Origin of the sequence: Pseudomonas sp. 1D4 (assembly GCF_001728925.1) — a bacterium.
Taxonomy (GTDB): Bacteria; Pseudomonadota; Gammaproteobacteria; order Pseudomonadales; family Pseudomonadaceae; genus Metapseudomonas; species Metapseudomonas otitidis.
The window spans coordinates 98,068-124,204 of the sequence record NZ_LXJQ01000006.1 but is presented as its reverse complement, the minus strand read 5'-3'; the positions used below and the strand labels follow the sequence as shown (position 1 = coordinate 124,204).

The 26,137-nt window shown below is 67.4% G+C and carries 24 protein-coding genes and 4 pseudogenes; 7 read left to right on the top strand and 21 right to left on the bottom strand.

Annotated elements, in window-relative coordinates:
* The first annotated feature begins 29 nt into the window (after window positions 1-29).
* Window positions 30-977 (top strand): DUF4880 domain-containing protein, encoded by a 948-nt coding sequence (locus tag A7D27_RS05120; RefSeq protein WP_069560736.1) that lies wholly within the window; start codon window positions 30-32, stop codon window positions 975-977.
* 42 nt (window positions 978-1,019) lie between these two features.
* Here A7D27_RS05120 and A7D27_RS29045 read toward each other — a convergent pair.
* The 20 genes and pseudogenes from A7D27_RS29045 to A7D27_RS05030 form a co-directional block, all read right to left on the bottom strand.
* Window positions 1,020-1,472 (bottom strand): annotated as a pseudogene (locus A7D27_RS29045) (methyl-accepting chemotaxis protein); the annotation flags it as partial.
* Window positions 1,473-1,589: 117 nt separating this feature from the next.
* Window positions 1,590-2,354: pseudogene (locus A7D27_RS29040) on the bottom strand (PAS domain-containing protein); the annotation flags it as partial.
* Window positions 2,355-2,481: 127 nt separating this feature from the next.
* Window positions 2,482-3,561 (bottom strand): chemotaxis response regulator protein-glutamate methylesterase, encoded by a 1,080-nt coding sequence (locus A7D27_RS05110; RefSeq protein ID WP_069560735.1) that lies wholly within the window; start codon window positions 3,559-3,561, stop codon window positions 2,482-2,484.
* On the bottom strand, window positions 3,558-4,067 hold the full coding sequence (locus tag A7D27_RS05105) for a chemotaxis protein CheD (RefSeq protein WP_069560734.1): 510 nt from the start codon (window positions 4,065-4,067) through the stop codon (window positions 3,558-3,560). Before A7D27_RS05105 ends, A7D27_RS05110 begins: the two co-directional genes overlap by 4 nt.
* Window positions 4,060-4,869, bottom strand: coding sequence for a protein-glutamate O-methyltransferase CheR (locus A7D27_RS05100; protein WP_069564260.1), 810 nt, complete (start codon window positions 4,867-4,869; stop codon window positions 4,060-4,062). Before A7D27_RS05100 ends, A7D27_RS05105 begins: the two co-directional genes overlap by 8 nt.
* Window positions 4,870-4,882: 13 nt before the next feature.
* Window positions 4,883-5,416, bottom strand: coding sequence for a chemotaxis protein CheW (locus A7D27_RS05095; protein ID WP_069564259.1), 534 nt, complete (start codon window positions 5,414-5,416; stop codon window positions 4,883-4,885).
* Window positions 5,417-5,471: 55 nt separating this feature from the next.
* On the bottom strand, window positions 5,472-7,109 hold the full coding sequence (locus tag A7D27_RS05090) for a methyl-accepting chemotaxis protein (RefSeq protein WP_069564258.1): 1,638 nt from the start codon (window positions 7,107-7,109) through the stop codon (window positions 5,472-5,474).
* Window positions 7,110-7,138: 29 nt separating this feature from the next.
* Window positions 7,139-7,657 (bottom strand): chemotaxis protein CheW, encoded by a 519-nt coding sequence (locus tag A7D27_RS05085; protein WP_069560730.1) that lies wholly within the window; start codon window positions 7,655-7,657, stop codon window positions 7,139-7,141.
* A gap of 133 nt (window positions 7,658-7,790) precedes the next feature.
* Window positions 7,791-8,469 (bottom strand): annotated as a pseudogene (locus A7D27_RS29035) (methyl-accepting chemotaxis protein); the annotation flags it as partial.
* A gap of 102 nt (window positions 8,470-8,571) precedes the next feature.
* Window positions 8,572-10,089, bottom strand: a pseudogene (locus tag A7D27_RS29030) (MCP four helix bundle domain-containing protein); the annotation flags it as partial.
* A gap of 29 nt (window positions 10,090-10,118) precedes the next feature.
* Complete coding sequence (locus A7D27_RS05075) at window positions 10,119-10,307, bottom strand: hypothetical protein (protein ID WP_069564256.1); 189 nt, start codon at window positions 10,305-10,307, stop codon at window positions 10,119-10,121.
* The gene (locus A7D27_RS05070; protein ID WP_069564255.1) at window positions 10,304-12,463 is read right to left on the bottom strand and encodes a chemotaxis protein CheA; all 2,160 of its coding nucleotides are present in this window, start codon (window positions 12,461-12,463) and stop codon (window positions 10,304-10,306) included. Before A7D27_RS05070 ends, A7D27_RS05075 begins: the two co-directional genes overlap by 4 nt.
* Window positions 12,463-12,768 carry a lipid asymmetry maintenance protein MlaB gene (locus A7D27_RS05065; RefSeq protein ID WP_069560727.1) on the bottom strand — a complete coding sequence of 102 codons (306 nt, stop codon included), beginning with the start codon at window positions 12,766-12,768 and terminating at the stop codon, window positions 12,463-12,465. The genes A7D27_RS05070 and A7D27_RS05065 overlap by 1 nt, the downstream gene beginning before the upstream one ends.
* Before the next feature lie 13 nt (window positions 12,769-12,781).
* On the bottom strand, window positions 12,782-13,150 hold the full coding sequence (locus A7D27_RS05060; protein ID WP_069560726.1) for a response regulator: 369 nt from the start codon (window positions 13,148-13,150) through the stop codon (window positions 12,782-12,784).
* A gap of 10 nt (window positions 13,151-13,160) precedes the next feature.
* Window positions 13,161-13,934, bottom strand: coding sequence for a methyl-accepting chemotaxis protein (locus A7D27_RS05055; RefSeq protein WP_371914806.1), 774 nt, complete (start codon window positions 13,932-13,934; stop codon window positions 13,161-13,163).
* 614 nt (window positions 13,935-14,548) lie between these two features.
* Window positions 14,549-15,178: a response regulator transcription factor gene (locus A7D27_RS05050; RefSeq protein ID WP_069560724.1), complete on the bottom strand. Its 630-nt coding sequence runs from the start codon at window positions 15,176-15,178 to the stop codon at window positions 14,549-14,551.
* Window positions 15,175-16,998, bottom strand: coding sequence for a PAS domain-containing protein (locus A7D27_RS05045; protein ID WP_069564253.1), 1,824 nt, complete (start codon window positions 16,996-16,998; stop codon window positions 15,175-15,177). Before A7D27_RS05045 ends, A7D27_RS05050 begins: the two co-directional genes overlap by 4 nt.
* Before the next feature lie 70 nt (window positions 16,999-17,068).
* A complete protein-coding gene (locus A7D27_RS05040; RefSeq protein ID WP_069560722.1) occupies window positions 17,069-17,767 on the bottom strand; it encodes an alpha/beta fold hydrolase in 699 nt (232 codons plus the stop codon).
* A 45-nt stretch (window positions 17,768-17,812) separates the two neighbouring features.
* Complete coding sequence (locus tag A7D27_RS05035; RefSeq protein WP_069564252.1) at window positions 17,813-18,565, bottom strand: ABC transporter substrate-binding protein; 753 nt, start codon at window positions 18,563-18,565, stop codon at window positions 17,813-17,815.
* A gap of 122 nt (window positions 18,566-18,687) precedes the next feature.
* Window positions 18,688-19,575 carry a LysR family transcriptional regulator gene (locus tag A7D27_RS05030; protein WP_069564251.1) on the bottom strand — a complete coding sequence of 296 codons (888 nt, stop codon included), beginning with the start codon at window positions 19,573-19,575 and terminating at the stop codon, window positions 18,688-18,690.
* A 90-nt stretch (window positions 19,576-19,665) separates the two neighbouring features.
* On the opposite strand from A7D27_RS05030, the gene A7D27_RS05025 reads away from it, so the two are divergent.
* The 3 genes from A7D27_RS05025 (at window position 19,666) to A7D27_RS05015 (ending at window position 22,010) form a co-directional block, all read left to right on the top strand.
* Window positions 19,666-20,445, top strand: coding sequence for an SDR family NAD(P)-dependent oxidoreductase (locus A7D27_RS05025; RefSeq protein ID WP_069560719.1), 780 nt, complete (start codon window positions 19,666-19,668; stop codon window positions 20,443-20,445).
* Between the two features lie 10 nt (window positions 20,446-20,455).
* The gene (locus A7D27_RS05020) at window positions 20,456-21,208 is read left to right on the top strand and encodes an SDR family NAD(P)-dependent oxidoreductase (protein ID WP_069564250.1); all 753 of its coding nucleotides are present in this window, start codon (window positions 20,456-20,458) and stop codon (window positions 21,206-21,208) included.
* A gap of 121 nt (window positions 21,209-21,329) precedes the next feature.
* On the top strand, window positions 21,330-22,010 hold the full coding sequence (locus A7D27_RS05015; protein WP_069560717.1) for a DUF3313 domain-containing protein: 681 nt from the start codon (window positions 21,330-21,332) through the stop codon (window positions 22,008-22,010).
* A gap of 51 nt (window positions 22,011-22,061) precedes the next feature.
* On the opposite strand, the gene A7D27_RS05010 is transcribed toward A7D27_RS05015, so the two are convergent.
* Window positions 22,062-22,937, bottom strand: a complete 876-nt coding sequence (locus A7D27_RS05010) for a LysR family transcriptional regulator (RefSeq protein ID WP_069564249.1) — start codon at window positions 22,935-22,937, stop codon at window positions 22,062-22,064.
* A gap of 134 nt (window positions 22,938-23,071) precedes the next feature.
* On the opposite strand from A7D27_RS05010, the gene A7D27_RS05005 reads away from it, so the two are divergent.
* The 3 genes from A7D27_RS05005 to A7D27_RS04995 are packed head-to-tail and all read left to right on the top strand — an operon-like array spanning window position 23,072 to window position 26,128.
* Complete coding sequence (locus A7D27_RS05005) at window positions 23,072-24,121, top strand: agmatine/peptidylarginine deiminase (RefSeq protein ID WP_069564248.1); 1,050 nt, start codon at window positions 23,072-23,074, stop codon at window positions 24,119-24,121.
* 4 nt (window positions 24,122-24,125) lie between these two features.
* Window positions 24,126-25,040 carry an N-carbamoylputrescine amidase gene (gene aguB / locus A7D27_RS05000; RefSeq protein WP_069560714.1) on the top strand — a complete coding sequence of 305 codons (915 nt, stop codon included), beginning with the start codon at window positions 24,126-24,128 and terminating at the stop codon, window positions 25,038-25,040.
* On the top strand, window positions 25,037-26,128 hold the full coding sequence (locus A7D27_RS04995; RefSeq protein ID WP_069560713.1) for an extracellular solute-binding protein: 1,092 nt from the start codon (window positions 25,037-25,039) through the stop codon (window positions 26,126-26,128). Before aguB ends, A7D27_RS04995 begins: the two co-directional genes overlap by 4 nt.
* Window positions 26,129-26,137: the final 9 nt, after the last annotated feature.

Below are 26,137 nucleotides of genomic sequence, written 5' to 3'. Positions count from 1 at the left end.
AATCGATCATCCAACCCGAGTCCCCGCGCTTGAACGACGACCTCCAGAGCCTCACCGACCCCGACGGCCGCCATCCCCTGCGGGACGAAGCCCATGCCTGGTTGCTGCGCCTCACCTCGGGCGAGGCCACCGGGCGCGATGCTGAAGCCTTCCGCCAATGGTGCGCCCGCAGCGCCGATCATCTGACTGCGTTTCGCCAGGCCCATGACGTGTGGCAAGCCCTGGGGCCGGCGGCCGAGCGCCTGGCCTCGCCTGCCGCGCCGGTGATTCCGTTGCCATCCCGTCGCATTGGCCGGCGCGCCTTCCTCGGAGGGGCCATTGCGGCCTCGGTGGCGCTGGTCATGCTGCGGCCTGTCTTGCGTGACCGGGGCGACTACAGCACCGCAGTGGGTGAACAACGCCGCATCGAAGCGGGCGAGGGGCTGGTGCTGGAACTGAACACCGACACCCACATCAAGCGTCAGGTGACGGGGGCCGGCCGGGTGAACCTGGAAGTGCTCGAAGGCGAAGTGGACGTGCTGGCCCGCGTGCCGGTGCGCATCCTCGCTGCCGGCGGCACGGTGGACGCCCAGGGCGCGCGCTTCAACCTGCGCGCGCGGGAAGGCCAGGTGTGCGTCACCTGCCTGGAAGGCAACCTGTCAGTGGTACTGCAGGGCCACGCCCTGCTGCTCCCCGCCGGGCGCCAGTTGCGTTATGACCCACAGCAGCGGGGCGAGCCGCAACCCTTCGACGTGGAGCAGGTCACTGCCTGGCGGCGACAGTTGCTGGTGTTCGACGACACCCCGCTGGCCGAGGTCATCGAGGAGATCAACCGCTACCGGCCCGGGATGATCCTGCTGCTCAACAGCGAACTCGGCCAGCGTCGGGTGCAGGCCCGCTTCCGTCTGGACCAGCTTACCCAGGTGGCGGGGTTGATCCGTGATGCCTACGGCGCTCGGGTCGCCGAGCTGCCGGGTGGGGTGTTGCTGGTCGGCTGATCCAGGCAGCGATTCGACCCACGCCTTGAAGTGGTCTGCAGGTCAGCTAGGTGTCGGACCGCCCTGCAGGGTGCTGGTGAAACGCTGGATGGTCTCGACCACCCGCTGGGCGCCGTCCTGGATGCTCTGGATGGCTCGGCCTGCCTGGTTAGCCAACTGCACGCCCTGGTCCACCTTGTCGCAGCTTTCGCGCATGCTGCTGACGGCTTCCTGGGCCAGTTCGTGGTTGCGCTTGACTACTTCGACTATCTCCTCGGTGGCCCGTGCGGTGCGTGCCGCGAGGTTGCGCACCTCGTCCGCCACCACGGCGAAGCCCCGGCCTTGCTCCCCCGCGCGAGCCGCTTCGATGGCGGCGTTGAGGGCCAGCAGGTTGGTCTGGTCGGCAATGCCACGGATGGACTGCACGATGCTGTTGATCACGTCGGATTGCTGGCTCACTGCGCCGATGCGTTCGGCGGCATGGTTCAGCTCCCCGGCGATGCCCTGGACCAGCGCCACGGTGCGGTTCACCACTTCTGCGCCACCCTGGGCCTCGGCGTCCGTCTGCCGTGCGGTCTCGTAGGCCATGTGGGCGGCCTCCGACTCGGACTGCTGCTCCAGCATCTGGGCCGTGATGTCGGAGGCGAACTTGACGATCTTGTAGAGCCTGCCTCGCAGGTCGAACACCGGGTTGTAGCTGGCCTCCAGCCAGATCACCTCGCCGTGGCGATTGCGGCGCTCGAAGCGCCCGCTGAAGTATTCCCCCCGATTCAACCGCTGCCAGAACTGCTGGTAGGCCGGTCTGCCGGACTCTTCATGGGAGCAGAAAATCCGATGGTGCTGGCCGATGACGTCCTGCTTGCGATAGCCCGTTACCGACAGGAAGTTCTCGTTGGCGGCGACCACCTCGCCGGCCGGGTTGAACTCGATGACCGCCATGGAGCGGTTGATGGCATTGATGATCGCGTCCTCCTCATGTTCATGCAGGAGGTTGGCGGTGATGTCGGTAGCCAGCTTGATCACCTTGGTCACCCGCCCGCTAGCATCGCGCACCGGGTTGTAGGTGGCCTCCAGCCACACATCGCGCCCTTGCTTGTCCAGCCGCAGGAAGCGCTCGCGGATGAACTCGCCCTGGCTCAGCCGTTCCCAGAAGCGCCGGTATTCGGCGCTGGCAGCCAGTGCGGGCTCGCAGAACAGGCGGTGGTGCCGGCCGACGATCTCGTCCAGGCGGTAGCCCATGGTGCGCTGGAAGTTCTCGTTGGCCGAGACGATGGTGCCGTCGGGCAGGAACTCGATGATGGCCTGGGAGCGGTCCAGCGCTTGGCGCAGTGCCGTGGCTTCAGCCAGTGCGTCCTGGCACTGGGCAAGTTCGTTTTTCAGGGCGGCACTGAATAGCATCATCTCGTTTCGCTCCAGGGCTGTGTCGGGCGGGTGTGTTCAACACACCCGCCCGTATTCAAAAGGGCCCAGCGACACCGACGACGGAGCGGGAATGTCGCCGACTGCGCATCGCCGGACCGCGAACTCAGGGGCGGTCGCCCCTCAGGATGTAGGCCGGGACCTGCTCCAGGGGGATTTCCCGGTGAATCGCATCCAGCTTGCGCGCTTCCTTGGGCATGCCGTAGACCACACAGGTGGCCTCGTCCTGACCCAGAGTGTAGGCACCGGCCTCGTACATTTCCCGCAGCCCGCGTGCACCGTCGTCGCCCATGCCGGTCATGATGATGCCGGTGGCGTTGGCGCCGGCGGCGCGGGCCGTGGAGCGGAACAGCACGTCCACCGAGGGCTTGTGCCGGGACACCGGCGGTCCGTCGACGATGTCCACCACGTACTGCGCACCGTTGCGCTTGAGCAGCATGTGCCGGCCACCGGGTGCGATCAGCGCGCGTCCAGGGACCACACGGTCGCCGTGGCGCGCCTCGCGCACCTCGATCTGGCAGAGGCCGTTCAGCCGTGCGGCGAAGGCGGCGGTGAATTTCTCCGGCATGTGCTGGACGATGACGATGCCCGGGCAGACCCGGGGCAGGGCGGTGAGCACGTATTCCAGGGCCTGGGTGCCACCGGTGGAGGTGCCCAGGGCGACGATGCGTTCTGTGGTGCGGGTCATGGCGCCCGGCCCGGCAGCCGGCAGGATGGCGTCGGCGGTGAGTTTCGGTTCCAGGGCGTGTGCGGGGGCAGCCGTGGCACCGGGCAGCCGCTTGAGGCGTGCCTGCGAGGCGGCCTTGATGGCCCCCACCAGCTCCTCGGTGGCCTCGATGAGGAACTGGCGCAGGTTGCCCTGGGGTTTGGTGACGATGGCCACGGCACCGGCGGCCAGGGCCTCCATGGTGGTGGCGGCGCCTTTCTCGGTCAGGGTCGAGCAGATCACCACAGGCGTGGGCCGTTCGGCCATCAGCTTCTTCAGGAAGGAGATGCCGTCCATGCGCGGCATCTCCACGTCCAGCACGATCACGTCCGGCCAGTTGCGGTTCATCCGCTCGAGGGCGAACAGCGGGTCGGCGGCCGCGCCGATCACTTCGATACCGCTGTGACCGGACAGGCTGCCGGTCAGTACCTGCCGAACGACGGCGGAGTCGTCGACGATCATCACCTTGATCTTGTTCATGGCGAGCAGGCCTCGTAGCGCCGACTGGCAACTTGTTGCGGGTTGGGGTGGCGGAGCGCGACGTTGCCGCTCCACACATCGAAGATCAGGTTGCGGTAGCCTCCGCCGCCGACGTGGCGGGTGTGGCAGGTGAGGCCGTGGGCGGCCAGCAGGGCCAGGCCGGCTTCGACGTTCTGCTGGCCGATGTGCCGGCGCTCGCGGGCGCCGAACATGTTGCCGCCGCCGAACAGGCTGATGCGGTAGTCCTTGGCCTGGGTGCCGCTGTTGCGGATCTCCTGCAGCAACTGGTGCAGGGCGGCATCGGCGTAGCGTCCGTCCGGCTCGCGCCCCGGGTGGCGGCAGGTGGGCAGCATGTAGTGGCACATGCCCCCCAGCAGCGCCTCGCGGTGCCAGAGCACGATGGAGACGCAGGAGCCCAGCAGGGTGCGCAGGCGGGTGTAGCGGTCGCCGAAATACAACTCGCCCGGCTGCAGGAACACCTCGATGACGCCCTGGGGCTTACGCATGGGGCCTCCGGTAGATCGACGGGCGCACGGACTGCAGCTCGTCGCTGATGCCGTTGAGACTCTCCGAATGGCTGACCAGGAAGTAGCCGCCGGGGCGCAGGTGCGCGCAGAGGCGCTTCACCACCTGGCGCTTGGTGTCGGTGTCGAAATAGATCATCACGTTGCGCAGGAAGATCACGTCGAACAGGCCCACGTCCGGCAGGGCGTTGTTGAGGTTGATCTGGCGGAACTGCACGCGGCGCTTGAGTGCCGGGTCCAGGGTGAACAGCCCTTCGTTGCGCCCGGTGCCCCTCAGGCAGAAGCGCTGGCGCAGGTCGCTGGGGATGCCTTCGGCGTCCTCCAGGAGGTAAAGCCCGGCGCACGCCTTGTCGAGGATGCGGGTGCTGATGTCCGAGGCGAGGATCTCCCAGGGGCGGGCGGCAACAGCGTCTGCCAGCAGCAGGGCCAGGGTGTAGGGCTCCTCGCCGCTGGAGCAGGCGGCGCTCCAGATGCGCAGCGGGTCGCTGCCGCTGCGCAGCTCGGTGCCGAGCTTCTCGCGCAGGAACTCGAAGTGCTTGGGCTCGCGGAAGAAGTAGGTCTCGTTGGTGGTGAGCAGGTCGACGGCGATCTGCAGCTCGCCCTTGTCCTTCATCAGCAACTGGTAGTAGTCGCCGTAGCTGCCCAGGCCGAAATGGCGCAGGCGCTTGTTCAGGCGGCCGGCGATGAGCTGGCGCTTGGCCTCCGACATGGCGATGCCGGCGATCTCGTGGATCATCCCGCGGAACTGCTGGAACTCGCGGTTGGAGAGGCTGAGATCGGTCATGGCAGGCTCCCGGTCAGGCGGACTGTTGCAGGTCGGCGGTGGCGCCGGCTTCGGCCAGGTGCTGCAGGTCGTCCAGGGACAACACCTGGCCGATGTCCAGCAGCACCACCAGGCGACCATCGAGCTTGGCCATGCCATGGATGAAGTCGGTGTGGATGCGGGTGCCGAAGCTAGGGGGCGGTTCGATGTCCTGGGTGCCGATCTCGATCACGGCGTTGACCGCCTCGACGACGATGCCCATCACCTGGCGCAGTTCGCCGCGTTCCACCTCCAGGATGACGATGCAGCTGCGCCGGCTGATGGCGGTGTGCCCGGCGCCGAAGCGTTGGCGCAGGTCCATGATCGGCACCACGCCACCGCGCAGGTTGATCACCCCGAGCACGCAGGGCGGCATCATCGGCACCGGGGTCAGGTGGCCGTACTCGATGATCTCGCGCACGCTGCGTGTGCCGACGGCGAACACTTCATCGGCCAGGGTGAAGGTCAGGTACTGCTGGGGCGCATCCGGCTGGGTGGTGTCGCCGGGGCGGCTGAAGACGCTGGACATGCTTGGCTCCTGGGGGCACCGGCAGGTGCCCCGGTCACGGTATCGAAAGGTCGGATCAGTGCTGGAAGCGGACGAAGCCGGCGGGTACTGCGTCGTCGAAGGCGTCGTCGTCACTGTCTTCCACCACCCGACGGGCTGCCTTGCGTGCTGCACCGACCTTGCCTTTGGCACCGGCATCACGGCCGGCCTTGCCGGCGTTGGTGACCTTGAAGAAGTCCATCAGCTGTTGCAGTTGCTCGGCCTGGCCGCTCATCTCTTCGGCTGTGGCGGCCAGCTCCTCGGCGGAGGAGGCGGACTGCTGGGTGATCTCGCTGAGCTGGGTCATGGCATCGCTGATCTGGTTGACGCCGGTGGTCTGTTCTTCCGAGGCGGCGGCGATCTCCTGTACCAGGTCGGAGGTCTTGGCGATGGAGGGCACCATCTGGCCCAGCAGGGTGCCGGCGCGTTCGGCGAGGGACACGCTGCTCTTGGCCACTTCGCTGATCTCCTGGGCGGCCACCTGGCTGCGCTCGGCCAGTTTGCGCACCTCGGCGGCGACCACCGCGAAGCCCTTGCCGTGCTCGCCGGCACGGGCAGCCTCGATGGCGGCGTTGAGGGCCAGCAGGTTGGTCTGGTAGGCGATGTCGTCGACGATGCTGATCTTGTCGGCGATGGTCTTCATGGCCGATACGGTGTCGCGCACGGCCTGGCCACCTTCATCGGCTTCACGGGCAGCCTTGCTGGCCATGCCGTCGGTGACCTTGGCGTTCTCGGTGTTCTGTGCGATGGAGGCGGACATCTGTTCCATCGAGGCGCTGGTTTCCTCCACCGAAGCCGCCTGTTCCGAGGCGCCCTGGCTCATGCTCTGGGCGGTGGCGGAGATCTGCTCCGAGGCACTGGTCAGCGCGTCGGCGTTGCTGCGCACCTCGCCGATGATCTGGCTGAGTTTCTCCACCATGGTCTTGATGGCCGCCAGCATGCTGCCGGTGTCGCCGGGCTTGGTCTCGACGGTGGCGGTCAGGTCGCCGGCAGCGATACGGCTGACCACGTCCGCAGCGTAGGCCGGTTCGCCGCCGAGCTGGCGTAGCAGATTACGAGTGATGAGGGCGCCGATCAGGCCAACTATCACCAGGGTGACGATGGAAACCATGATGGAAATCAGTGTGGCCTGTTTGAGAATGGCTTCGGCACGCTGGCTGCCTTCGGTAGCCATGCGGATGTTGTAGTCACGGTGCTTGCTCAGTGCGGTTCGCGTTGTTTCGATGGAGTTGTTCTGGAGCTCGATCATGGCGTCTCGGGCCTGCTCGTTCTTGTTGGCGCGAGACAGCGCCAGAATCGCTTCCGCTTTCTGCATGAGTTCCGAGATGAGCTCGTTGTCCATGTCGAAGAGTTGCTGGTCCTCGGCATTGACGATCGTTTTTTCATAGTCGGCAATGGCCGTCATCAATGCTGCCTGGTCGGCTTTGATCTTGGCCTCGATCCGTTCCATGTCCTTGTCGTCGGTTGTCAGGATGTGGGCATAGATGTGCTGGGTCTTGGCATCGACCGCATTGCGCAACTCGCTCAACGCTTCGATAGCGGGTACCGAGTTGACATTGGCAAAGTTTGCGGCGGTGTAGACCTGGTTCATCTGCTGGTAGCCGACCCCCGAGAGCAGGAGGATGCCGAGCAGGGCGGACATCACCAGGAGGATCATTTTCTTGCTGATGGTCATTCTCAGGGCTCCTGTGCGCGTCTGCGCAATCAGACGAGGGACAGTCGGGAGGTGTTGCGCTGGCCGGCCAGCGCGGCGATCTGGTCGACGTTCAGCACCTGCTCCATGCGCAGCAGGGTGAGAAAGCGTTCGTCCACACGGGCGAGGTCTTCGATGTACTCCGGGGGCACGCGGCTGCCGAAGGCGGGGGCCTGGCGCAGGGCAAGCGGCTCGATCTCCGCTACCGCAGTGACGGCGTCCACCAGGGCGCCCATCAACTGGGCCTCGTCACCGTCCTGCAGCTCGACGATGACGATGCAGGTGCGTGCGCCCAGTTCGGTGCTGCCGAGGCCGAAGCGTTCGGCGAGATCGATGATCGGCACCACGGCGCCGCGCAGGTTGATCACACCACGCACCAGCGGCGGCATCATCGGCACCTGGGTGATGGCGTGGAACTCGAGGATCTCCCGCACGTAGCGGGTGGCGACGCCGAACAGGTCGCGGCCGACCCGGAAGGTCAGGTACTGGCGTTGCTCTTCGCCTGATTGCAATGCGAGGTCGAGGTTCATGGTGTTCAGCTCCCGAAGCGGACGAAACCGCCATCCTGGTCACCGCCTTGGAACGAGGAGGTGCTGCGGTGCGGCAGCGTTGCCGAGGGGTGGGCACGTGAGCGGCTGTTTGCCTCGTTCGAGCTGCTCAGTTGGAAGAACTGCATCAGGTCCTGCAGATTGGTCGATTGCACGGTCATCTCCTCGGAGGTGGCCGCCAACTCCTCGGAGGCGGCAGCGTTCTGCTGGGTGATGTCGCTGAGCTGGGTCATGGCATCGCTGATCTGGTTGACGCCGGTGGTCTGCTCCTCCGAGGCTGCCGCGATTTCCTGCACCAGGTCGGAGGTCTTGGTGATGGAGGGCAGCATCTGGTCCAGCAGGGTGCCGGCGCGTTCGGCCAGGGAGACGCTGCTCTTGGCCACTTCGCTGATCTCCTGGGCCGCCACCTGGCTGCGTTCGGCCAGCTTGCGCACCTCGGCGGCCACTACCGCGAAGCCCTTGCCATGCTCGCCGGCTCGGGCGGCCTCGATGGCGGCGTTGAGTGCCAGCAGGTTGGTCTGGTAGGCGATGTCGTCGACGATGCTGATCTTGTCGGCGATGGTCTTCATGGCCGATACGGTCTCGCGAACGGCTTGACCTCCTTCGTTGGCTTCCCGAGCGGCCTTACCGGCCATGGCGTCGGTGACCTTGGCGTTCTCGGTGTTCTGCGCGATGGAGGCGGACATCTGCTCCATGGCGGTGCTGGTCTCCTCCACCGAAGCGGCCTGGGTGGAGGCGGCCTGGCTCAGGTTCTGCGCGGTGGCGGAGATTTCTTCTGCGGCACTGCTGAGCATGCTGGTGGACTGGTGCACCTGGCCGATCACGTCGGCGAGCTTGCGCACGGTGGCGTTGAGCGACTGCTGCAGTTCGTCGAGGTGGCCGTTGTAGCGTCCGCCCATGGTGCGGGTCAGGTCGCCATCGGCCAGGCCCTCGATGACGCTCATGGCTGCACGCAGCGGGGCGATGATGGCCTCCAGCGTGTCATTGATGCCGTTGACGATGCGGCGGAAGTCCCCTTGGTGCCGGCCGGCATCGGCACGGGTATCGAGGCGCCCGTCCAGGGCGGCCTGGCTGAGCATCTGGGTGTCTTCGATCAGTGCCTGGATGTTGCGGCGCAGGGTTTCGATGTTGTCGTTGATGAAGGCTTTCTTGCCAGGGAACTGCTCAAGGGGCGCGGTGAGGTCGCCTTCGCTGAAGGCCTTGACGCAGGCCATCGCTTTCTTCTTCACGCTGATGTGGCCGGCGACCATGGCGTTGATGCCGCGGGCAATCTCCCCGTAGCTGCCCTGGAAGCGCGAGGCGTCGATCACCACGTCGATGTCGCCCTTGTCGTGCTCGTCGGACATGTGGCGCATCTCGTCCATCAGGCCGGTGATGTTGCGGCGCAGGGTTTCGATGGTGTCGTTGATGAAGGCTTTCTTGCCGGGGAACTGCTCCAACTTCGCAGTGAGATCGCCCTCGCTGAACGCCTTGACGCAGGCCATGGCCTTTTTCTTCACGCTGATGTGGCCGGCGACCATGGCGTTGATGCCGCGGGCAATTTCCCCGTAGCTGCCCTGGAAGCGCGAGGCGTCGATCACCACATCGATATCGCCCTTGTCGTGCTCGTCGGACATGTGGCGCATTTCGCTGATGAGCTGGCCGAGCGTCTCCGTCATGGTCTTGATGGCGGCGAGCATGCTGCTGGTATCGCCAGGCCGAGTGTTCACGATGGTAGTCAGGTCACCAGCAGTGATGCGGCTGACCACGTCCATGGCGTAGGCCGGTTCGCCTCCGAGCTGGCGCAGCAGGTTACGAGTGATGAGGGCGCCGATAAGGCCGACCACCACCAGGGTGATGAGGGGGATCACGATGGAAATCACAGTGGCGTGCTTGAGGATGGTTTCGGCTCGCTGTCCTTCGGCTTTGGCCATCTTCACCTTGTAGTCGCTGTGATTTTCGAGCTGCTCGAGGAGCGGCTTCACAGAGTTCTCGATCAGGCTGGTCATGGCGTCCCGAGCCTCTTCGCCCCGGTTGTTGCTAGACATTTCCAGTACGCTCTTCATCCCCTTCTTGAGTTCGGTGATCATCTTGCGGTCAGCATCCAGCCGTTGCCGGTCCTCGTCGCTGGCCAGCAGTTTGGCGTAATCGTCGATGGAGGACTTTACATAGCCGTGGTGGGCCTCTATGGCTGCTTCGATATCTGCCTTGGCGGTGGCGTCGGTGTTGAGGATGTGGCTGAAGTCCAACTGGATTTGAGTGTTCACGGCGCTGCGTATCTTCTCCAGGGCGACGATGCTTGGCACCGAATTGACATTGGCGAAGTTGGCAGCGGTGTAGACCTGGCTCATCTGCTGGTAGCCAACCCCAGCGATCAGGAGGATGCCGAGCAGAGCGGACATCACCATTAGGGTCATTTTCTTGCTGATGGTCATTTGAAGGACTCCTGTACGGGGCTGAGCAATCAGACGAGAGACACTTGGGGGAGGGGGCGCTGGTCAGTCAGCGCGGCGATCTGGGCGATGCTCGGTGCCTGCTCCAGTTGCAGCAGGGTGAGGGCGCGCCTGTCCACACGGGCCAGGTCCTCGATGTATTCCGGAAGCGCTCGGCTGACGGGGGCGGTCAGCGCTGCGACATGGATTGTGAGATTCATTGCAGAGCACTCCTCGATGGGGTGGACTGGCCAGCGGTGTATGCGCTGCCAGGTTGCGTGAACTGGGCGAGCAGGCCGGGGATGTCGAGGATCAGTGCCACCGCGCCGCTGCCGAGGATGGTGAAGCCGGACAGCGACGGGACCTGGCCGAATACCTTGCCGAGGGGCTTGATGACGGTCTGGAACTCGCCGTGGAGCTGGTCCACCACCAGGCCGGCGCGGACCCCGGCGTAACTGACCACCACCACGTTCTCCCTGCGGGGCCGCAGGCTGGCTTCCTCGAACAGGTTGCGCAGGCGGATGAAGGGCAGCACGTCACCGCGCAGGTCCAACTGCTCGAGGTCGTCCAGGTCGCTGCTGGGCAGCTCGATGCATTCCTCCACCATGTCCAGGGGCACCACGTAGCTGGAGCTACCGACGCTGATGAGGAAGCCGTCGATGATGGCCAGGGTCAGCGGCAGGCGGATGCGCACGCAGGTACCGGCGCCCAGTCGGCTGTCCAGCTCCACGGTGCCGCGCAGGGCGGTGATGTTGCGCTTGACCACGTCCATGCCAACGCCGCGGCCGGAGAGGTTGCTGATCTGGTCGGCGGTGGAGAAACCGGGCTCGAAGATCAGGTTGAAAGTGTCCTTGTCGGTCAGTTGCTGGCCTTCGGTGACCAGGCCCCGCTGCACGGCCTTGGCGAGAATCTTCTCGGGGTTTAGGCCACCACCGTCGTCGCTCACTTCGATGACGATGCCGCCGGCTTCGTGGTAGGCGTTCAGGCGCACCATGCCCTGCAGGGGCTTGCCGCTGGCGCGACGCTGCTCGGCCGGCTCGATGCCGTGGTCCATGGCGTTGCGCACCAGGTGGGTGAGCGGGTCGCCGATCTTCTCCACCACGGTCTTGTCCAGCTCGGTGTCGCCACCGCTGATGCGCAGGACGATGTCCTTGCCCAGCTCCTTGGAGACGTCGCGCACCACCCGCTGGAAGCGGTTGAAGGTGGCGCCGATCTGCACCATGCGCAGGGTCAGGGCGGAGTCGCGGACTTCCTCCACCAGGCGCGAGAGGGTCTCGGCGGATTCGCTCATGTTCACCAGGCCGCAGCCCTGGGCGAGCATGCGGGTATTGGCGCCGGCGATGATCAGCTCGCCCACCAGGTTGATCAGTTGGTCCAGTTTGCCGGCGTCGACGCGGATCAGGTTGGTGTCGCCGCTGGTACGGGCAGTTTCCTTGAGGGCCTTGCCGACCGCGGTGGTTTCGCTCGGCTCGGCGGCCAGCGTTTCTGCCTGCGTGGCGTCGGACATCTCGGCCGGACGCAGGGCGTCCAGGCTGGCCAGTTCGGCCTCGCTGAGGGTGCCGCAGCGCAGCAGGCGCTGGCGTTGGGTCTCGCCTTCATCGGCCTGCTCGGCCAGCAGTTCGGCGTAGCGGGCGAGGGGGGCGTTGGGGGGCAGGATGCGGATGCGGCCTTCCTCGCGGACGAAGTCGAAGGCGCCTTCGAGCACCGCCTGGTCGGCCTCGGTGGTGAAGGCCACTTCCAGGCCCAGGTAGCAGGCTTCGGGGTCGAGGGCCTCGAAGCTGGGCAGGTGGTCGAGCACCGGCTCGATGTGCAGCAGGTCGCCGAAGGTGGCCAGGTAGCGCAGGAAGGACACCGGGTCCATGCCGTCGCGCAGGCTGTCGGCACCGAAGCGCAGGGACAGGTGCCAGTGCTGGCTGGCGACGCCATCGCGGGGGGCGGCTGCGCATTCGGAGGGCGTTTCGGCAGTGACGGCCGGGGTGCCGTTCAGGTATTGGCTGAGGCGTTGCACCAGTTCGGCTTCGTGGATGCCCATGACCTCCGGCAGCTCAGCCAGGTCTCGGCCCTCGGCGAGGTGGTTGACCAGGCCGGCCAGGTGGTCGCCCACCAGCAGCATCAGGGCGCTGAGGTCGGCACTGAACGGCAGTTCGCCGGCGCGGACGCGGTCCAGCACGCTCTCGGCGACATGGGTGAAGGCGACGATGGAGTCGAAGCCGAACAGCCCGGAGGAGCCCTTGATGGTGTGGGCGGCGCGGAAGATGGCGTTGATCAGTTCGGGGTCTTCCGGGGATTGCTCGATCTGCAGCAGGGCGTCTTCCATCTGCTGCAGCAGTTCCCGGCTTTCGGCGATGAAGGTGCCGATCACGCTGTCGAGGTTCATCAGTGCAGCCCTCCGATGGGGAGCAGGTCACGCAGGCCGCTCAATTGCAGGATCTCGGTCATGGCCGGGCTGGCCCCTTCGAGGCTGAGGTTGACGTGTTGGCGCCGAGCCTCCTGGCAGGCCGCCAGCAGCAGCTGCAGGCCGGCGCAATCCACTTCCTCGATGGCGCTGAGGTCCAGGTGCAGGGCCACGGCCCCTTGCAGGGCGTTGGCCAGCAGCAGCTTGGTGTCGGCGGCGGTGTAGATGGTCAGCGCGCTGTCCAGGGTGAGGCGGCGGCTGCCATCGGCGGATTCCAGGGTGCTCATGGCGGTCTCCCTATCAGGGCAGGATCAGCTTGGAAACGGCCGTCAGCATCTGCGCCGGCTGGAACGGCTTGACCACCCAGGCCTTGGCCCCGGCGGCCTGGCCTTCGGACTTCATGGCATCGCCGGCCTCGGTGGTGAGCATGATCACGGGGGTGAACTTGTACGCCGCCAGCTGCTTGACGTTCTTCAGGAAGGTGAGGCCGTCCATGTTCGGCATGTTCACGTCGCTGATGATCAGGTGGACCTTGCGGCCGTCCAGCTTGGTCAGCGCGTCCTTGCCGTCGACGCCTTCGAGGACGTCGTAGCCGGCGTTTTTCAAGGTCATGCCCACTACCTGGCGGATGGAGGCGGAGTCGTCGACGATGAGAATGGTCTTGGCCATGGATCGGTCCTCAGAAGAAGGTGATGTCGGAAGCGGAATGGCTGGTGCCGGGAGTGCCCGAGCCGTTCTTGCGGCCCTGGTGAATGGCGTGCTGTTCGGGGGTGGTGTAGGTGCGGGAGAGTTCGTCGAGCCAGGAGCGGGCATCCACGTGGCGGGCATCGTCCTCCTCCAGGTGCTGGGCCAGGCGGCCGATGTCGTCGCGCATGTGGCCGAGCATCTGGCTGACCCGGTCCTGGAACTGCAGGGCCACCAGCACCTCGGAGATTTCTTCGCCGACCACGGCGTTGTCCTGGCGCAGGGCGTTGCCGTGTTCCATCAGGCGGGTGGCGCCGGAGCGGAACTGGGCGATCACCTGGCGGATCACCTGGCTGGCGTGCTCCAGGGTCCCGGCGTCGCGGGTGGCGTGTTCGTTGGAGACCTGCAGGGTGCGTTCGATGGCGCCGCTGACGGTCTCGATGGTGTCGCCGATGCGCTTGCCGGTTTCCTCGGAGAGGGTGGAGAGCTTGCGCACCTCATCGGCAACCACGGCGAAGCCGCGACCGGCCTCACCGGCGCGGGCGGCTTCGATGGCGGCGTTGAGGGCCAACAGGTTGGTCTGCTTGGCCACGTCGCCGACTTCCTTGGCCATGGTGCGCAGTTGGGCGGTGTAGCTGTTCAGCCGCTCCACCTCCTGCAGCAGGCTCTCCTTGCTGGAGAGCGCCAGGCGCAGTTGGCTGACGATGTCTTCCAGCTCCACCTCGCTCTGGGCCAGCAGGGTGACCAGGGCATCGCTGTCGGCCTGCATGCCGCTGGAGACGGCCTCGCTGATGCGGCCGGCGAGGCGGGCGAAGCGCTCGGAAAGGGCCTCGATGGCGGTCTGGGTCTGGTGGCGGGCGGATTCGATCTGCGCCGACCAGATCGGCGCGATGCTGACGCACAGCTCGGGCAGGCCCTGCACATGGCGCTCGGCCTCGATCCGGGCCCCTTCGGCCAGGGCCTCGTCGCGGGCCCGGTTGAGTGCCTGTTCATGGGTGGCCCCGCGCTGGGCGAGGACGACCCACATCAGCAGCGTGGGTGCCACGGCCGCCAGGGCCCAGACCGGGGAGGGGAACTGGCTGGCCGTCCAGAACAGCACCGCGCAACCGGCACCGCAGAGGGCGATGGGCAGCCAGGGGACGCTGGAAGTGGGGGTCGGGCTCGTCACGGTCACGCTCCTTCAGGACACGGGGCCCGCAGCGGCGATGCGTTGCGGGGTTGTGTCCAGCATGGGCGCGGGGCGCGATCGGCCCTATCGTCCTATCCCGGTGATGGCATCGGGACATCCTGCTTTTTTGTAGGGATTTCCCGAGGGGCCGCGTTACCGCAGTCCATGGGATGTGGCGAGGTCACGCACGACATCCCGGCATGTGGCGTCGCTGCTCAGGCCGTCAGCCCGTGGGTCATGGCGTACTTGATGATGTCGGCGTTGCAGGTGAAGCCCATTTTCTCCATCAGCCTCGTCTTGTGGGTGCTGACGGTCTTGTTGCTGATCACCAGTTGGTCGGCGATCTGGTTGACGCTGAGGCCCTGACCCAGCAGGCGGAGGATCTGGAACTCGCGGTCGGAAAGCTGTGCAGCAGTATCGTCCACGGGGTTGCTGCTGGCGAAGGCGAGTTGCTCGGCGATGCGCGGGTCCAGGTAGCGGCCGCCGCCGGCGACCCGGTGGATCGCGGCCAGGAGGGTTTCGGGGTTGTGGTCTTTGGTCAGGTAGCCGCTGGCCCCGGCACGCAGGGCGCGTTGGGCGATCTGCGCCTCGTTGTGCATGCTCAGCACCAGAATCGGCAGGCGTGGGTAGCGGCCGTGAACGCGGCTGATCAGGTCCTCGCCGCTGAGGCCGGGCATGCTCATGTCCAGTAGCAGCAGGTCGAATTCCCCCACCCGCAGCTGCTCCAGCACCTGGGCGCCGTTTTCCGCCTCGGCTGCCACCTGCAGGCGGGTGTCGAACTCGATCAGTTGCTTGAGGCCGCCGCGCATGATGGCGTGGTCGTCGGCAATGAGGATGCGGGTCATGAGGACTCCGTAGGCTCGTTGACGGGGAAGGTGGCTTGCACCGTGGTGCCCTGGCCCGGGTGGCTGAAGATCACCACTTCGCCGCCCAGGCTGGTGCCGCGTTCGCGCATGCCGGCCAGGCCCAGGGAGCGCTTGCCGACCTTGGTCGGGTCGAAGCCTTGGCCGTTGTCGGTGATGTCCAGCACGTAGCGGTCGTCGAGCCGCTCCAGGCTGATCACTGCACGGCTGGCACCGGAGTGACGGGCGATGTTGGTCAGCGCTTCCTGGACGATGCGGAAGGCGGTGGTGGCCTGGTTGTCGTCCAGGGTTGGGGCTCCGCTGTGGGCCACCAGTTCGCAGGTGATGTGGGCGTGGTGGCTGCGGAATTCGTCGATGAGCCATTCCAGGGCAGGGTAGAGGCCCATGTTGAGAGCAGAGGGGCGCAGGGTGGTGGCAATGGAGCGGACCACGCCGATGGTGCGGTCGCACAGCGCCATGAGCCGCTCCACGCCCTCGCCGAGCCCCGGTGCCTGCTCGCCGTGCCGCAGGCGCAGCAGGGAGATGCCCATGCGCAGGGCGGTGAGGTGCTGGCCGAGTTCGTCGTGGATTTCCCGGGCGATCAGCTTGCGCTCCTCCTCGCGGGCGCTTTCCCGGCGGCTGGACAGCTCGCGCAACTGGCGGTTGCTGGCGGCCAGGCGGCGCTCCGCCTTGCGGATACCGCTGATGTCGCGGGCCACCGAGATGACGCTGGTCACCTCGCCCTCGGCGTTGCGCTCCGGCACCAGTTGCATGAGGTAGTGAATCTGCCGGTCGGCGGGGCCGTCGATGCCGTGGATCAGCTCCTCCTCCATGGACTCGCCGGTGGCGGCCACCTCGCGCACCAGGTCGGCCATGATGTCGACCTGGGAGTTGTCGCCGAAGGCTTCTCGCGCCGGTCGGCCTCGGGCCTCCACCAGGGGCAGGCGACACAGCGCCTCGAGGGCTGGGTTGGCGTAGATGAGGCGGAAGTCGGGGGTCAGCCGGCCGATGGCATCGGGGGTGTTCTCGATCAGCGCGCGGAACTGCCGCTCGTTGCGCAGCAGGGCGTTGGCGATACGCCGCTGTTCGGTGAAGTCGTGGACCAGCGCCAGGCTGTAGGGGCGCTGGTTGTAGTGGAAATGGCTGAACTGGAGGGTGACGTAGCGCGGCGAGTCTTCGCCGGGCACCTGCAGTTCGCAGCTCAGTATCCGTTGGTTTTCCAACGCCTCCTGCAGGCTCTCGTCGTCGGCCAGCAGGTCCGCCAGTGTGCCGACCAGTGGCGCGAGAACCTGTGACAGGGACTGGCCCAGCAAGCGCTGGCGCGATTGTCCGGTGAGGCGACAGGCAGCCTCGTTGAGGTAGCGGATGTGCCGTTCGCCATCCAGCAGAAGCACCCCGTCGGCGGTGTAGTCCAGGGCGTAGCTCAGCAGGTACATCTGCTCGGCACGCTGACGGTGTCCCAGGGGCGGTTGCAGGCGCACCAGGTAGTGGGTGGGTTGGCCGTGATCGTCCTCGACCATGCGCAGGCTCAGGTGCAGCCAGTGGGGATTGGCAGCCGGTGAGGCCAGGCGCACTTCGCCACACTCCATGTCCTCATGCTGGCGCAGGGCACGGTCGAAGGCGCGGCGTACCGCATGGCGGTCGCGCGGGTGCAACAGGGTCTCCAGTGGCTCGCCAAGCAGGTCGGCACCGGGTCGCCCGAGCATCTCCACCAGGGCCCGGTTTACGTGCTGGATACGGCCGTCGAGTTCGAGCAGGACCAGGCCCACCGACGACGACTCGAATGCCCGGCGAAAGATGTCTCCCTCAGCGCTGTGGCCCATGACTCCCCCGATCACGTGCGATGCGACCGAAGGAGTATGGATCAGTGGCGAAATGCTGGCAGATTTTTGCTCAGGCCAACCACTCGCGCAGCAGCGACAGCGTCTGCTCCGGCGCCTCCAGGGGCGGCAGATGGCCGCACCCGGGGATGATCTCCAGGCGCGAGCCGGGTATGGCGGCGTGCATCAGGTAGGCTTCGGCGGGTGGGGTGATCAGGTCGTCGGCGCCCACCACGACCAGCGTGGGGAGTTGAAGACGGGGCAGCAGGTCGAGGGCGTCCTGGCGCTGGATGATCGCCTGCTGCTGGCGGATGAAACCCTCCCGTCCCACATCGCGGGCCATGGCGCGCACGGTGTCGGCCACCGGAGTGCCCAGGTGGCGGGGGTGGATCAGCCGGCGCAGCAACTGCGGGCTGACGCCGACGAAGCGGCCGTGGCGCGCCAGCTCCAGCAAGCCCTTGCGGTTGGCGGCGCGCTCGGGGCTGTCCGGGCTGGCCATGGTGTCCACCAGGGCCAGGCGGGTCACCCGCTCCTGGGCCTGGCGGAGGATTTCGAAGGCCACGTAGCCGCCCATGGAGAGAGCGCCCAGGGCGAAGCGTGGCGGCGCCTCGGCCAGCACCCGGCGGGCCATGGCGGGAATGCTGTCGTCACGGGTCAGGTCGGCGATGTGCACCGGCCGCTCCGCGCGCAGGGCATCGGCCTGATGGGCCCACAGGCGCGAGTCGTTGAGCAGGCCCGGCAGCAGGAGCAGGGCATCGGGTGAAGGGGTCATGCGGTACTCGATACGGCGGCCCGGCGGGGCCGGGCATCGATGGGTTCACGGGGTGGGCGGTTCGACGCCTTGTTCGCGGTAGATGGACACCACGTCGCCGTTGCGGCGCATGGCCTCCAGCTCGCGACCGAGGCGATCGTAGAGTGCCGCGTGGCCGCTGTCATACAGCTTCTGCGAAGCGGCGAAGCGGTTTTCCACGCGGATCGGCTCGCGCAGCCCGGCGTAGGTGTAGTCGCTGAAGCCGATGTTCTCGAAGGCGGTGTCGATGGCGGCCTTGTCCAGCACGGCGATGGTGTCGATGCGGCCGGCGCGGAACATGCGCACCAGGATGTCGTCGTCCACCGCCGGTTGCTTGTTGAGACTGGCGTCGGTGTCGAAACGCGGAAAGTACAGGGTGCTGCGCTTGATGCCGATGTGCAGCGGTGCCAGGTCTTCGTAACGCTCCAGCCGCTGAGTGGGGCGTATGGCGAAGAGAATGTACTTGTGCTGGGTGCCGATGCTCGGCAGGTAGTGCAGGTAGTGGTCGCGCTCCGGGTCGGGCAACACCCTGGGTACCAGGTCGATGCGCCCCTCACGCAGGTCCGCCAGGCTGCGTGCGAAGGGCGCGTAGCGCCATTCCAGGTGCAGGCCGGCGCGCTCGGCGGCCACCTCCAGCACCTTGACCAAGGGGCCGGTGGGGCGCCCGTCGATGCTCCAGATTTCGGGCGGGCGGTCGCGCAGGTCGACGCGCAGCGTGTCGGCTCCGGCCAGCGCAAACGCCGGGAGCAGCAGGATCAGGAAGGCAGAAAGGAATCGCATGGGACGTTCTTCTGTTATGGCCCGTGCCCGTCGAGGGGCGTGGATGCCGGAACTGTGGAGGTGAAATCGCAGGGGTGCAACCCGACTCCCGTAGGGGGGACCCCGGCCGCGGCAGCCCGGGGTCACACCGGGGGGCTGTAGGCCAGTAGCGCGCGCATCAGCGCCAGGTAGCGTCGGGCGCCGAGGCCGCTCGGGTTCGCCTTCAGCCAGACGATGTCGACGCCGATGCGCAGGTGGCTGCTCATGTTGTCGAAGCACACCGTGTGCAGCGCTCCACCGGCCACCAGCGGCGCCACCAGGGGTTCGGGCAGGTAGGCCCAGCCGACGCCGGCCTGCACCAGTTCCAGGGCGGCCAGGTGGTTGTCGCAGAGCCAGACCCGGTGCGCCAGGACGATCTGCGGGTCCGAGGCCGTGGGCGCGCCGCTGGCGACGATGATCTGCCGGCGCGCGGCCATCTCCCGCTCGTCCAGGGGGCTGGGGGCGAAGTCCGGAGCCGCCACGGCCACCAGCACCTGGCTGCCGGCTTCCTGGAAGGCTTCGCGCTCGTCGATGCCCGGCCGTTCGAACACCAGCGCCAGTTGCACTTCGCCGGCATGCAGCAGGCGGATGGCTTCGGCCTGGGGCGCCGAGCGCACCTCCACCTCCAGGGCCGGGAACTCCCGTGCCAGGCTGGCCAGCGGGCGGCTCCAGGGGCCGCTCTGCAGCTCCGGCGCCATGGCCAGGCTGAGCCGGCGCTCCAGCCCCTGGTGCAGTTGCAGGGCGTGGGCGTCCAGCAGGTTGAGCTGGCTGGCGGCCTGGCGGGCCTGGGGCTCCAGGGCCAGTGCCGCCTGGGTGGGCAGGGCCTTGCGGGTGGAGCGGTCGAACAGCACCAGGTCAAGCTCCGCCTCCAGTTGCGAGACGGCCATGCTCACCGCCGAGGGCACCCGCCCGAGCTGGCGCGCGGCGGCGGAGAACGAGCCGTGGTCGAGCACGGCGAGGAAGGTGCGCAGGGTGTCGCGGCTGAAGGCCATGGTTGTCAGTTCGGCTGATGACGGTCGTCTTTTTCTATCAGCGAAAGGGGCCTAGTTTCCAGCGCCATCACAACCAGCAGGAGCAGGACCATGGCAACCACAGGGTGGCAAGGGCAGGTGGCGCTGATCAGCGGCGCCGGAAGCGAGGCAGGCATCGGCCTGGCCATCGCCCGGCGGCTGGGCCAGGCGGGTGCACGCCTGGTGATCACCGCCAGCAGCGAGCGCATCGCCCAGCGGGTGGCCGAGCTGCGCGCCGAGGGGTTCGAGGTGGAAGGCCGCCCGGCGGACCTCACCGACGAAGCCCAGGTGGCGGAACTGGCGAGCTGGGCCGAAGCCCGCTGGGGCCGCATCGACGTCCTCGTCAACAACGCCGGCATGGCCATGCAGGGCAGCCCGGAGCCCTTCGCCACAGTCGCGGAGATGGACCTGGCGACCTGGAATCTGTCCCTGGCGCGCAACCTCACCACCGCCTTCCTGCTCACCCGTGCCGTGCTGCCGGGCATGCAGGCACGGGGTTACGGGCGCATCGTGCAGATCAGCTCCACCACCGGCACCCGTGGCAGCAACCCCGGCGAGGCGGCCTACAGCGCGGCCAAGGCCGCCATGGTGGGGATGAACATGGGGTTGGCGCTGGAAGTGGCGCGCCACGGCATCACCGTCAACAGCGTGGCCCCTGGCTGGATCGCCACCGCGTCCAGCACCGAGGAGGAGCGCCATGCCGCCGGCTACGTGCCGGTGGGGCGTGCCGGCCGGCCGGAGGAAGTGGCGGCGGCCGTGGCCTTCCTGGCCTCCCCCGAAGCCAGCTACATCACCGGCGAGCTGCTGGTGGTGGATGGCGGCAACTGCCTGATCGAAAACAAGGCCCCCTGAGGAGCACCGCATGAACAGCATCATCATCACCGGCGCCGCCGGAGGCTTGGGGCGCAGCCTGGTGAGGCGCTTCCACCAGACCGGCTGGAACGTACTGGCCACCGACGTGGACGCCGTTGGCCTGGAGCAGGTGCGCGAGGCGTTCCCCGGCTGTGCCATCGCCGTCGCCGACATCCGTCGCCCGGACAACTGCGAGGCGGTGGTCGCGGCCGCGATCAGCGCCTTTGGTCGGCTGGATGCGCTGGTCAACGCCGCCGGCATCTGGCGCGAAGGCCCGGTGGAGCACTTCAGCGAGGCGGACTTCGATCTGGTGCTGGGGGTGAACCTCAAGGCCGTGTTCTTCATGTGCAAGGCGGCCATCCCGCACCTGCGCGCCACCCACGGCAGCATCGTCAACATCTCCAGCGATGCCGGGCGCCAGGGCAACCGCAACGCCGCCGCCTACTGCGCCAGCAAGGGCGGGGTGGCGCTGCTGACCAAGACCCTGGCCCTGGACCTGGCCCCCGACGGCGTGCGCTGCAACGCGGTATCCCCCGGCGACATCGTGACCCCGATGCTGACCTTCCAGGCCGAGCGCTATGGCAACGGCGACCCCGACGGCTATTACCGCGAGTTGCTGGCCAAGTACCCCCAGGGCGAACAGGCGCGCTTCATCCAGCCGGAGGAAGTGGCCGAGCTGTGCCATTTCCTCTGCCAGCCCCTGGCGCGCTCCATCACCGGGGCGGACCTGGCCATCGACTGCGGGCTGTCGGCCGGCAACTGAGGGGAGCGGTCCGGGCATTTTCCTCGGGATGGCCTATCACTAATGGGGGGCTTCGCCTGGCCCCGCGAGCGCTGACCGTCGTGAGCGCCGAAATGATGACTCTCCCTTGAGGAACACCTGCATGAACCCGATCCGCACGCTGCTCCCCGTTGTCCTCGCCGTGGGTATCGCCCTCGGTGGTTGCACCAGCAAGACCGTGAGCGAGGGCCAGTATTCCGGTTTCCTCTCCAGTTACGACGGCCTGGAGAGCGCGCGTTCCGCCTCCGGGGTGCCGGTGATGCGCTGGATGGACCCCGGCTTCGAACTGTCCCGCTACGACAGCCTGGTGCTGCAACCGCTGGGCTTCTACCCGCAACCCAAGCCCGATGCACGGGTCGATCAGGCTACCCTGGATGCCGTGCTGGCCCGTGCCAACCAGCAGATGGCTGCCGTTCTGGCCCAGCGCCTGCCGCTGGTCAGCCCCGAGCAGGCCGGCCCGCGCACCCTGGTGTTCCGTGGCGCTATCACCGGCGTTGCTGCCGAGAACCAGGGCCTGCGCCCCTACGAGGTGTTGCCGATCGCCCTGGTACTGGGGGGCGCCATGGCCGCCGCCGGCGAGCGGGACCAGAACACCGAACTGTTCCTGGAAGGCGAGTTGGTGGAGAACGCCACTGGCAAGTCCGTCATGCGGGTCGTGCGCAAGGGCTTTGGCAAGACCCTGAGCAACGACCGGCAGAAGGTCACCGCCGCCGACCTGGCCCCGGTGATCGACCAGCTCACCCGCGACGCCCTGCAGTTCCAGGCCGCCAAGACCGCGCCATAACGCCTCTGCCCGTCGGCTTCCCGGTGGAGCCGACGGGCTGTCTGCAACGCCTCAACCCGCAACACCGACGTCCGTTTCCAGGCGCGCCAGCAGCCACTTGCAGAAGCTGCGGGTGAGGGCATCGCCCTCGCTGTCACGGTGCACCAGCCAGCTCCAGTTCGGGCCGCGGACCTCGCGTGTCGACAACGCCACCAGCAGGCCCTGCTGGCGTACCCGGGCCGACAGCAGGCGGCTCACCAGGGCAATGCCCAGGCCCTGGACGGCGGCGTCCAGCAGCAGGCCGGGGTCGGAGAAGTTCAGGCCCTGGCTCTGTTGGCCCACATCCTCGCCGCCTTGTACCTGCCAGTGGCTCCAGTCCATTTCCCGTTCGCCATGCAGGGTGGTGCGCGCCGCTGTGGGCGTGGCCAGCAGTTGCGGATGGCAGGCCGGTTGCAGGCGGTCCTCCAGCAGCACGCGGAAGCTGCACTCGGCCTGGGCGCTGAGGTCGTCGCGCACGGCGATGTCGATGGTCTGGGTGGCCATGTCCGGGGTTTCGTCGGTGGTCAGCAGCCAGAGGTCCACCTCGGGGTGGTGCCGGTGGAAGTCCGCCAGGTTCGGCACGAGCCAGTGGCGGGCGAAGGCCGGCGTGGTGTTCACCACCAGTTGGTTGGGCTTGCGGTACTGGTCCAGCCGGCGGATGCCCACGGCCAGTTGCTGAAGCATCGACTGGGTGGTGCTGAGCAGGTCCAGGCCGGCGTCGGTGAGGGCCACGCTGCGCCCGTTGCGGAAGAACAGCGGCTGCTCCAGGTAGCTTTCCAGGCTGCGGATCTGCTGGCTGATGGCCGACTGGGTCAGGTGCAGCTCGTCCGCCGCCTTGTGGAAGCTGCCCAGCCGTGCGGCGGCTTCGAAGCCCCGCAGGGCGTTCAGGGGAGGCCAGTGCTTGAGCATGATTGATAAGCCTGTCTAATCAGATATATGGAAAAAGCATCGTTTGTTGGCCCGAATCATCGGGCCTAGCATGCAGCCCATCACCGCGGCCACGGTTTTCAGTGATAACAAATCTTTAACTGAAGGCACTTTGTATGCAACTCGACGATGCACGCGACGGCTGGTTCATGCCGGCGGAATGGGCGCCCCACGCCGCCACCTGGATGGCGTTTCCCCACAACCAGGCGCTCTGGGAGCACGGCTGGGGCGTGACCCTGGCGGACGTCCAGGACGACTTCGCCCGGGTGGCCAACGCCATTGCCCGCTTCGAGCCGGTGAAGCTGGTGGTGGACCCGTCCGCCGTGGAGCGGGCGCGGGCCTTGTGCGGGCCGAATGTGGAACTGGTGGTGATGGCCATCGACGACAGCTGGTGCCGCGACTCCGGCCCGAGCTTCGTGCTGCACCCGCGCCTGGGCGCCGCCGGCGTCAGCTGGCGCTTCAATGCCTGGGGCGGCAAGTCGGCCCACGGCCTGGACGCCACCCTGGGGGCGCGCATCCTGGCGGACCTGGGCCTGGACTGCCTCCATGCGCCGCTGGTGAACGAGGGCGGCGCGATCCATGTGGACGGGCAGGGCACGCTGATCACCACCGAGTCGGTGCTGCTCAACGCCAACCGCAACCCCGGCGTGAGCAAGGCCGAGATGGAGGCGCTGTTCGCCCGCCTGCTGGGGGTGCGCAAGACCATCTGGCTGCCGGGCGACCCGGACCACGTCACCGGCGACATGACCGACGGCCACGTGGACGGCGTCTGTGCCTTCGCCCGACCCGGCGCGCTGCTGGTGGACGCCACCCGCGACAGCGGCTCGGTGTACGCCGACGTGGTGCGGGAGAACCGCCGTGCACTGGAGCTGGCCACCGATGCCCGGGGCCGTCGTTTCGAGATGCTGGAGCTTTTCGAGGCCACCGACGCGGTGGACACCGAGGCCGAGGTGTTCTGCGCCTCCTACACCAACTTCTACATCGCCAACGGCGCCATCATCATGCCGGCCTACGGCATTGCTGCGGACGACGAAGCGGCTGCCACGCTGCGCCTGGCGTTCCCCGGCCGCGAAGTGGTGCCGGTGCGCATCAACCACCTGGCCCATGGCGGCGGCGGGGTGCACTGCATCACCCAGCAGCAGCCGGCCTGGCCGGTGGAGGGTTGAGCCCATGAGCCTCCTCACTGTTGCCACTACGCAATTCGCCTGCAGCTGGGACCTGGCGCGCAACCTGGACCGGGCCGAAGCGCTGGTGCGCGAAGCGGCCGCCCAGGGCGCCCGGCTGATCCTGCTGCAGGAGCTGTTCGCCACCCCGTACTTCTGCATCGAACAGGACCACCGCCACCTGGCCCTGGCCCAGGAATACGGGCGCAGCCCGATCCTCGCGCGCTTCGCCGACCTTGCCCGGGAGCTGGGCGTGGTGCTGCCGCTGAGCTGGTTCGAGCGGGCCGGCAACGCCTACTTCAACGCCCTCAGCGTGGCCGATGCCGACGGCCGCCTGCTGGGTGTCTACCGCAAGACCCACATCCCCAACGCCATCGGCTACCAGGAGAAGGAGTACTTCAGCCCCGGCGACACCGGCTTCCGCGTCTGGGATACCGCCCATGGGCGCATCGGCACCGGCATCTGCTGGGACCAGTGGTTCCCCGAGACCGCGCGCTGCCTGGCGCTGATGGGCGCCGAGGTGCTGCTGTTCCCCACGGCCATCGGCTCTGAGCCGGGGGCGGCCGGGCTGGACTCTCGCGACCATTGGCAGCTGACCCAGCGTGGCCACGCGGCCGCCAACATCCTCCCAGTGATCGCCGCCAACCGCGTCGGCGAGGAAGTGGCCGGCAGCGACGCCGACCTGCGCATGCGCTTCTACGGCTCGTCCTTCATCACCGACCACAAGGGCCGCCTGCTGGCCGAGGCGGACCGTGAATCCGAAGGCGTGTGGGTGCAGGCGCTGGACCTCCCGGCCATGGCCGAGGAGCGCCTCACCTGGGGCGTCTACCGCGACCGCCGACCGGAAATGTACCGCCCGCTGCTGGGCCTGGACGGGCGCCACACCCACTGCCACTGGCACCCCACGGAGGCCGGCCGATGAACCTGGGCAGATCCCTGCTGGTCCTGGCCCTCGGGCTCGGCCTGGGCAGCGCGCACGCCGAGGAGAAGCTGCTGCGCCTCTACAACTGGGCGGACTACTTCGCCCCCGACACCCTGGAAGCCTTCACCCGCGAGACCGGCATCCGCGTCATCTACGACGTGATGGACAGCAGCGAGACACTGGAGGCCAAGATGATGTCCGGCCACAGCGGCTACGACCTGATCTTCCCCGGCGATACCGTGGCCGAGCGGCTGATGCGCGCCGGTGCGCTGCAGCCGCTGGACCCGGCCAGGCTGGAGCACCTGGACGAGATCGAGCCCGGCCTCAAGACCCTGCAGACCCGCTACCCGTACTCGCGCCATGCCACCGTGCCTTACACCTGGGGCACCATCGGCCTCACCTACAACCAGGCGCAGATCGACGCGCGCCTGCCCGGTGCACCGGTCAACAGTCTGGACATGCTGTTCAAGCCCGAGCTGGCCGCGCGCTTCGCCGATTGCGGCATCTCCCTCATCGACTCCCCCGACGAGGTGCTGGCAGTGGTGCTCAACTACCTGGGGCACGACCCGCGCAGCGCACGGCCGGAGGACCTGGCCGAGGCCGTGGCGCTGCTCAAGGGCATCAAGCCCTACATCCGCAAGTTCCAGTCACAGCCGGTCACCCAACTGGTCAACGGCGACATCTGCCTGTCCCTCGGCTACAGCGGCGACATGACCCAGGCCCAGCGCAGCGCCGACGAGGCCGGCAAGGCCGTGCGCTTCCAGTACCGGGTGCCCCGCGAAGGCACCACTGTGTGGATGGACACCATGGCCATTCCCGCCGACGCCATGCACCCGGAGTACGCCTACGCGCTGATCAACTTCCTCATGCGCCCCGAGCGCATGGCAGCCATCAGCAATGCCACCGGCTACCCGACCTCCAGCGCGGCGGCGCGGCCCCTGGTGGCCGAGGACATGCGCAACAACCCGGACATCTACGTCGACGCGGCCACCTACCAGCGGCTGATTCCCGGCAAGGACATCCCCCAGCGGGACATGCGCGCGCGGATGCGTGCCTGGACCACCTTCAAGACCGCCCGGTCCCCGTGACCGCCCGTT

Coding starts and splice junctions, on each gene's coding strand:
- A7D27_RS05085 (WP_069560730.1), bottom strand. CDS start 7,657: ATGAACCTCGACCTCGCATTGCAATCAGGCGAAGAGCAACGCCAGTAC.
- A7D27_RS05035 (WP_069564252.1), bottom strand. CDS start 18,565: ATGCGATTCCTTTCTGCCTTCCTGATCCTGCTGCTCCCGGCGTTTGCG.
- A7D27_RS05075 (WP_069564256.1), bottom strand. CDS start 10,307: ATGAATCTCACAATCCATGTCGCAGCGCTGACCGCCCCCGTCAGCCGA.
- A7D27_RS05045 (WP_069564253.1), bottom strand. CDS start 16,998: ATGGGCCACAGCGCTGAGGGAGACATCTTTCGCCGGGCATTCGAGTCG.
- A7D27_RS05070 (WP_069564255.1), bottom strand. CDS start 12,463: ATGAACCTCGACAGCGTGATCGGCACCTTCATCGCCGAAAGCCGGGAA.
- aguB (WP_069560714.1), top strand. CDS start 24,126: ATGAGCCTCCTCACTGTTGCCACTACGCAATTCGCCTGCAGCTGGGAC.
- A7D27_RS05020 (WP_069564250.1), top strand. CDS start 20,456: ATGAACAGCATCATCATCACCGGCGCCGCCGGAGGCTTGGGGCGCAGC.
- A7D27_RS05005 (WP_069564248.1), top strand. CDS start 23,072: ATGCAACTCGACGATGCACGCGACGGCTGGTTCATGCCGGCGGAATGG.
- A7D27_RS05100 (WP_069564260.1), bottom strand. CDS start 4,869: ATGACCGATCTCAGCCTCTCCAACCGCGAGTTCCAGCAGTTCCGCGGG.
- A7D27_RS05065 (WP_069560727.1), bottom strand. CDS start 12,768: ATGAGCACCCTGGAATCCGCCGATGGCAGCCGCCGCCTCACCCTGGAC.
- A7D27_RS05095 (WP_069564259.1), bottom strand. CDS start 5,416: ATGTCCAGCGTCTTCAGCCGCCCCGGCGACACCACCCAGCCGGATGCG.
- A7D27_RS05030 (WP_069564251.1), bottom strand. CDS start 19,575: ATGGCCTTCAGCCGCGACACCCTGCGCACCTTCCTCGCCGTGCTCGAC.
- A7D27_RS05050 (WP_069560724.1), bottom strand. CDS start 15,178: ATGACCCGCATCCTCATTGCCGACGACCACGCCATCATGCGCGGCGGC.
- A7D27_RS05015 (WP_069560717.1), top strand. CDS start 21,330: ATGAACCCGATCCGCACGCTGCTCCCCGTTGTCCTCGCCGTGGGTATC.
- A7D27_RS05010 (WP_069564249.1), bottom strand. CDS start 22,937: ATGCTCAAGCACTGGCCTCCCCTGAACGCCCTGCGGGGCTTCGAAGCC.
- A7D27_RS04995 (WP_069560713.1), top strand. CDS start 25,037: ATGAACCTGGGCAGATCCCTGCTGGTCCTGGCCCTCGGGCTCGGCCTG.
- A7D27_RS05040 (WP_069560722.1), bottom strand. CDS start 17,767: ATGACCCCTTCACCCGATGCCCTGCTCCTGCTGCCGGGCCTGCTCAAC.
- A7D27_RS05090 (WP_069564258.1), bottom strand. CDS start 7,109: ATGACCATCAGCAAGAAAATGATCCTCCTGGTGATGTCCGCCCTGCTC.
- A7D27_RS05055 (WP_371914806.1), bottom strand. CDS start 13,934: ATGCAGGCCGACAGCGATGCCCTGGTCACCCTGCTGGCCCAGAGCGAG.
- A7D27_RS05105 (WP_069560734.1), bottom strand. CDS start 4,067: ATGCGTAAGCCCCAGGGCGTCATCGAGGTGTTCCTGCAGCCGGGCGAG.
- A7D27_RS05110 (WP_069560735.1), bottom strand. CDS start 3,561: ATGAACAAGATCAAGGTGATGATCGTCGACGACTCCGCCGTCGTTCGG.
- A7D27_RS05025 (WP_069560719.1), top strand. CDS start 19,666: ATGGCAACCACAGGGTGGCAAGGGCAGGTGGCGCTGATCAGCGGCGCC.
- A7D27_RS05060 (WP_069560726.1), bottom strand. CDS start 13,150: ATGGCCAAGACCATTCTCATCGTCGACGACTCCGCCTCCATCCGCCAG.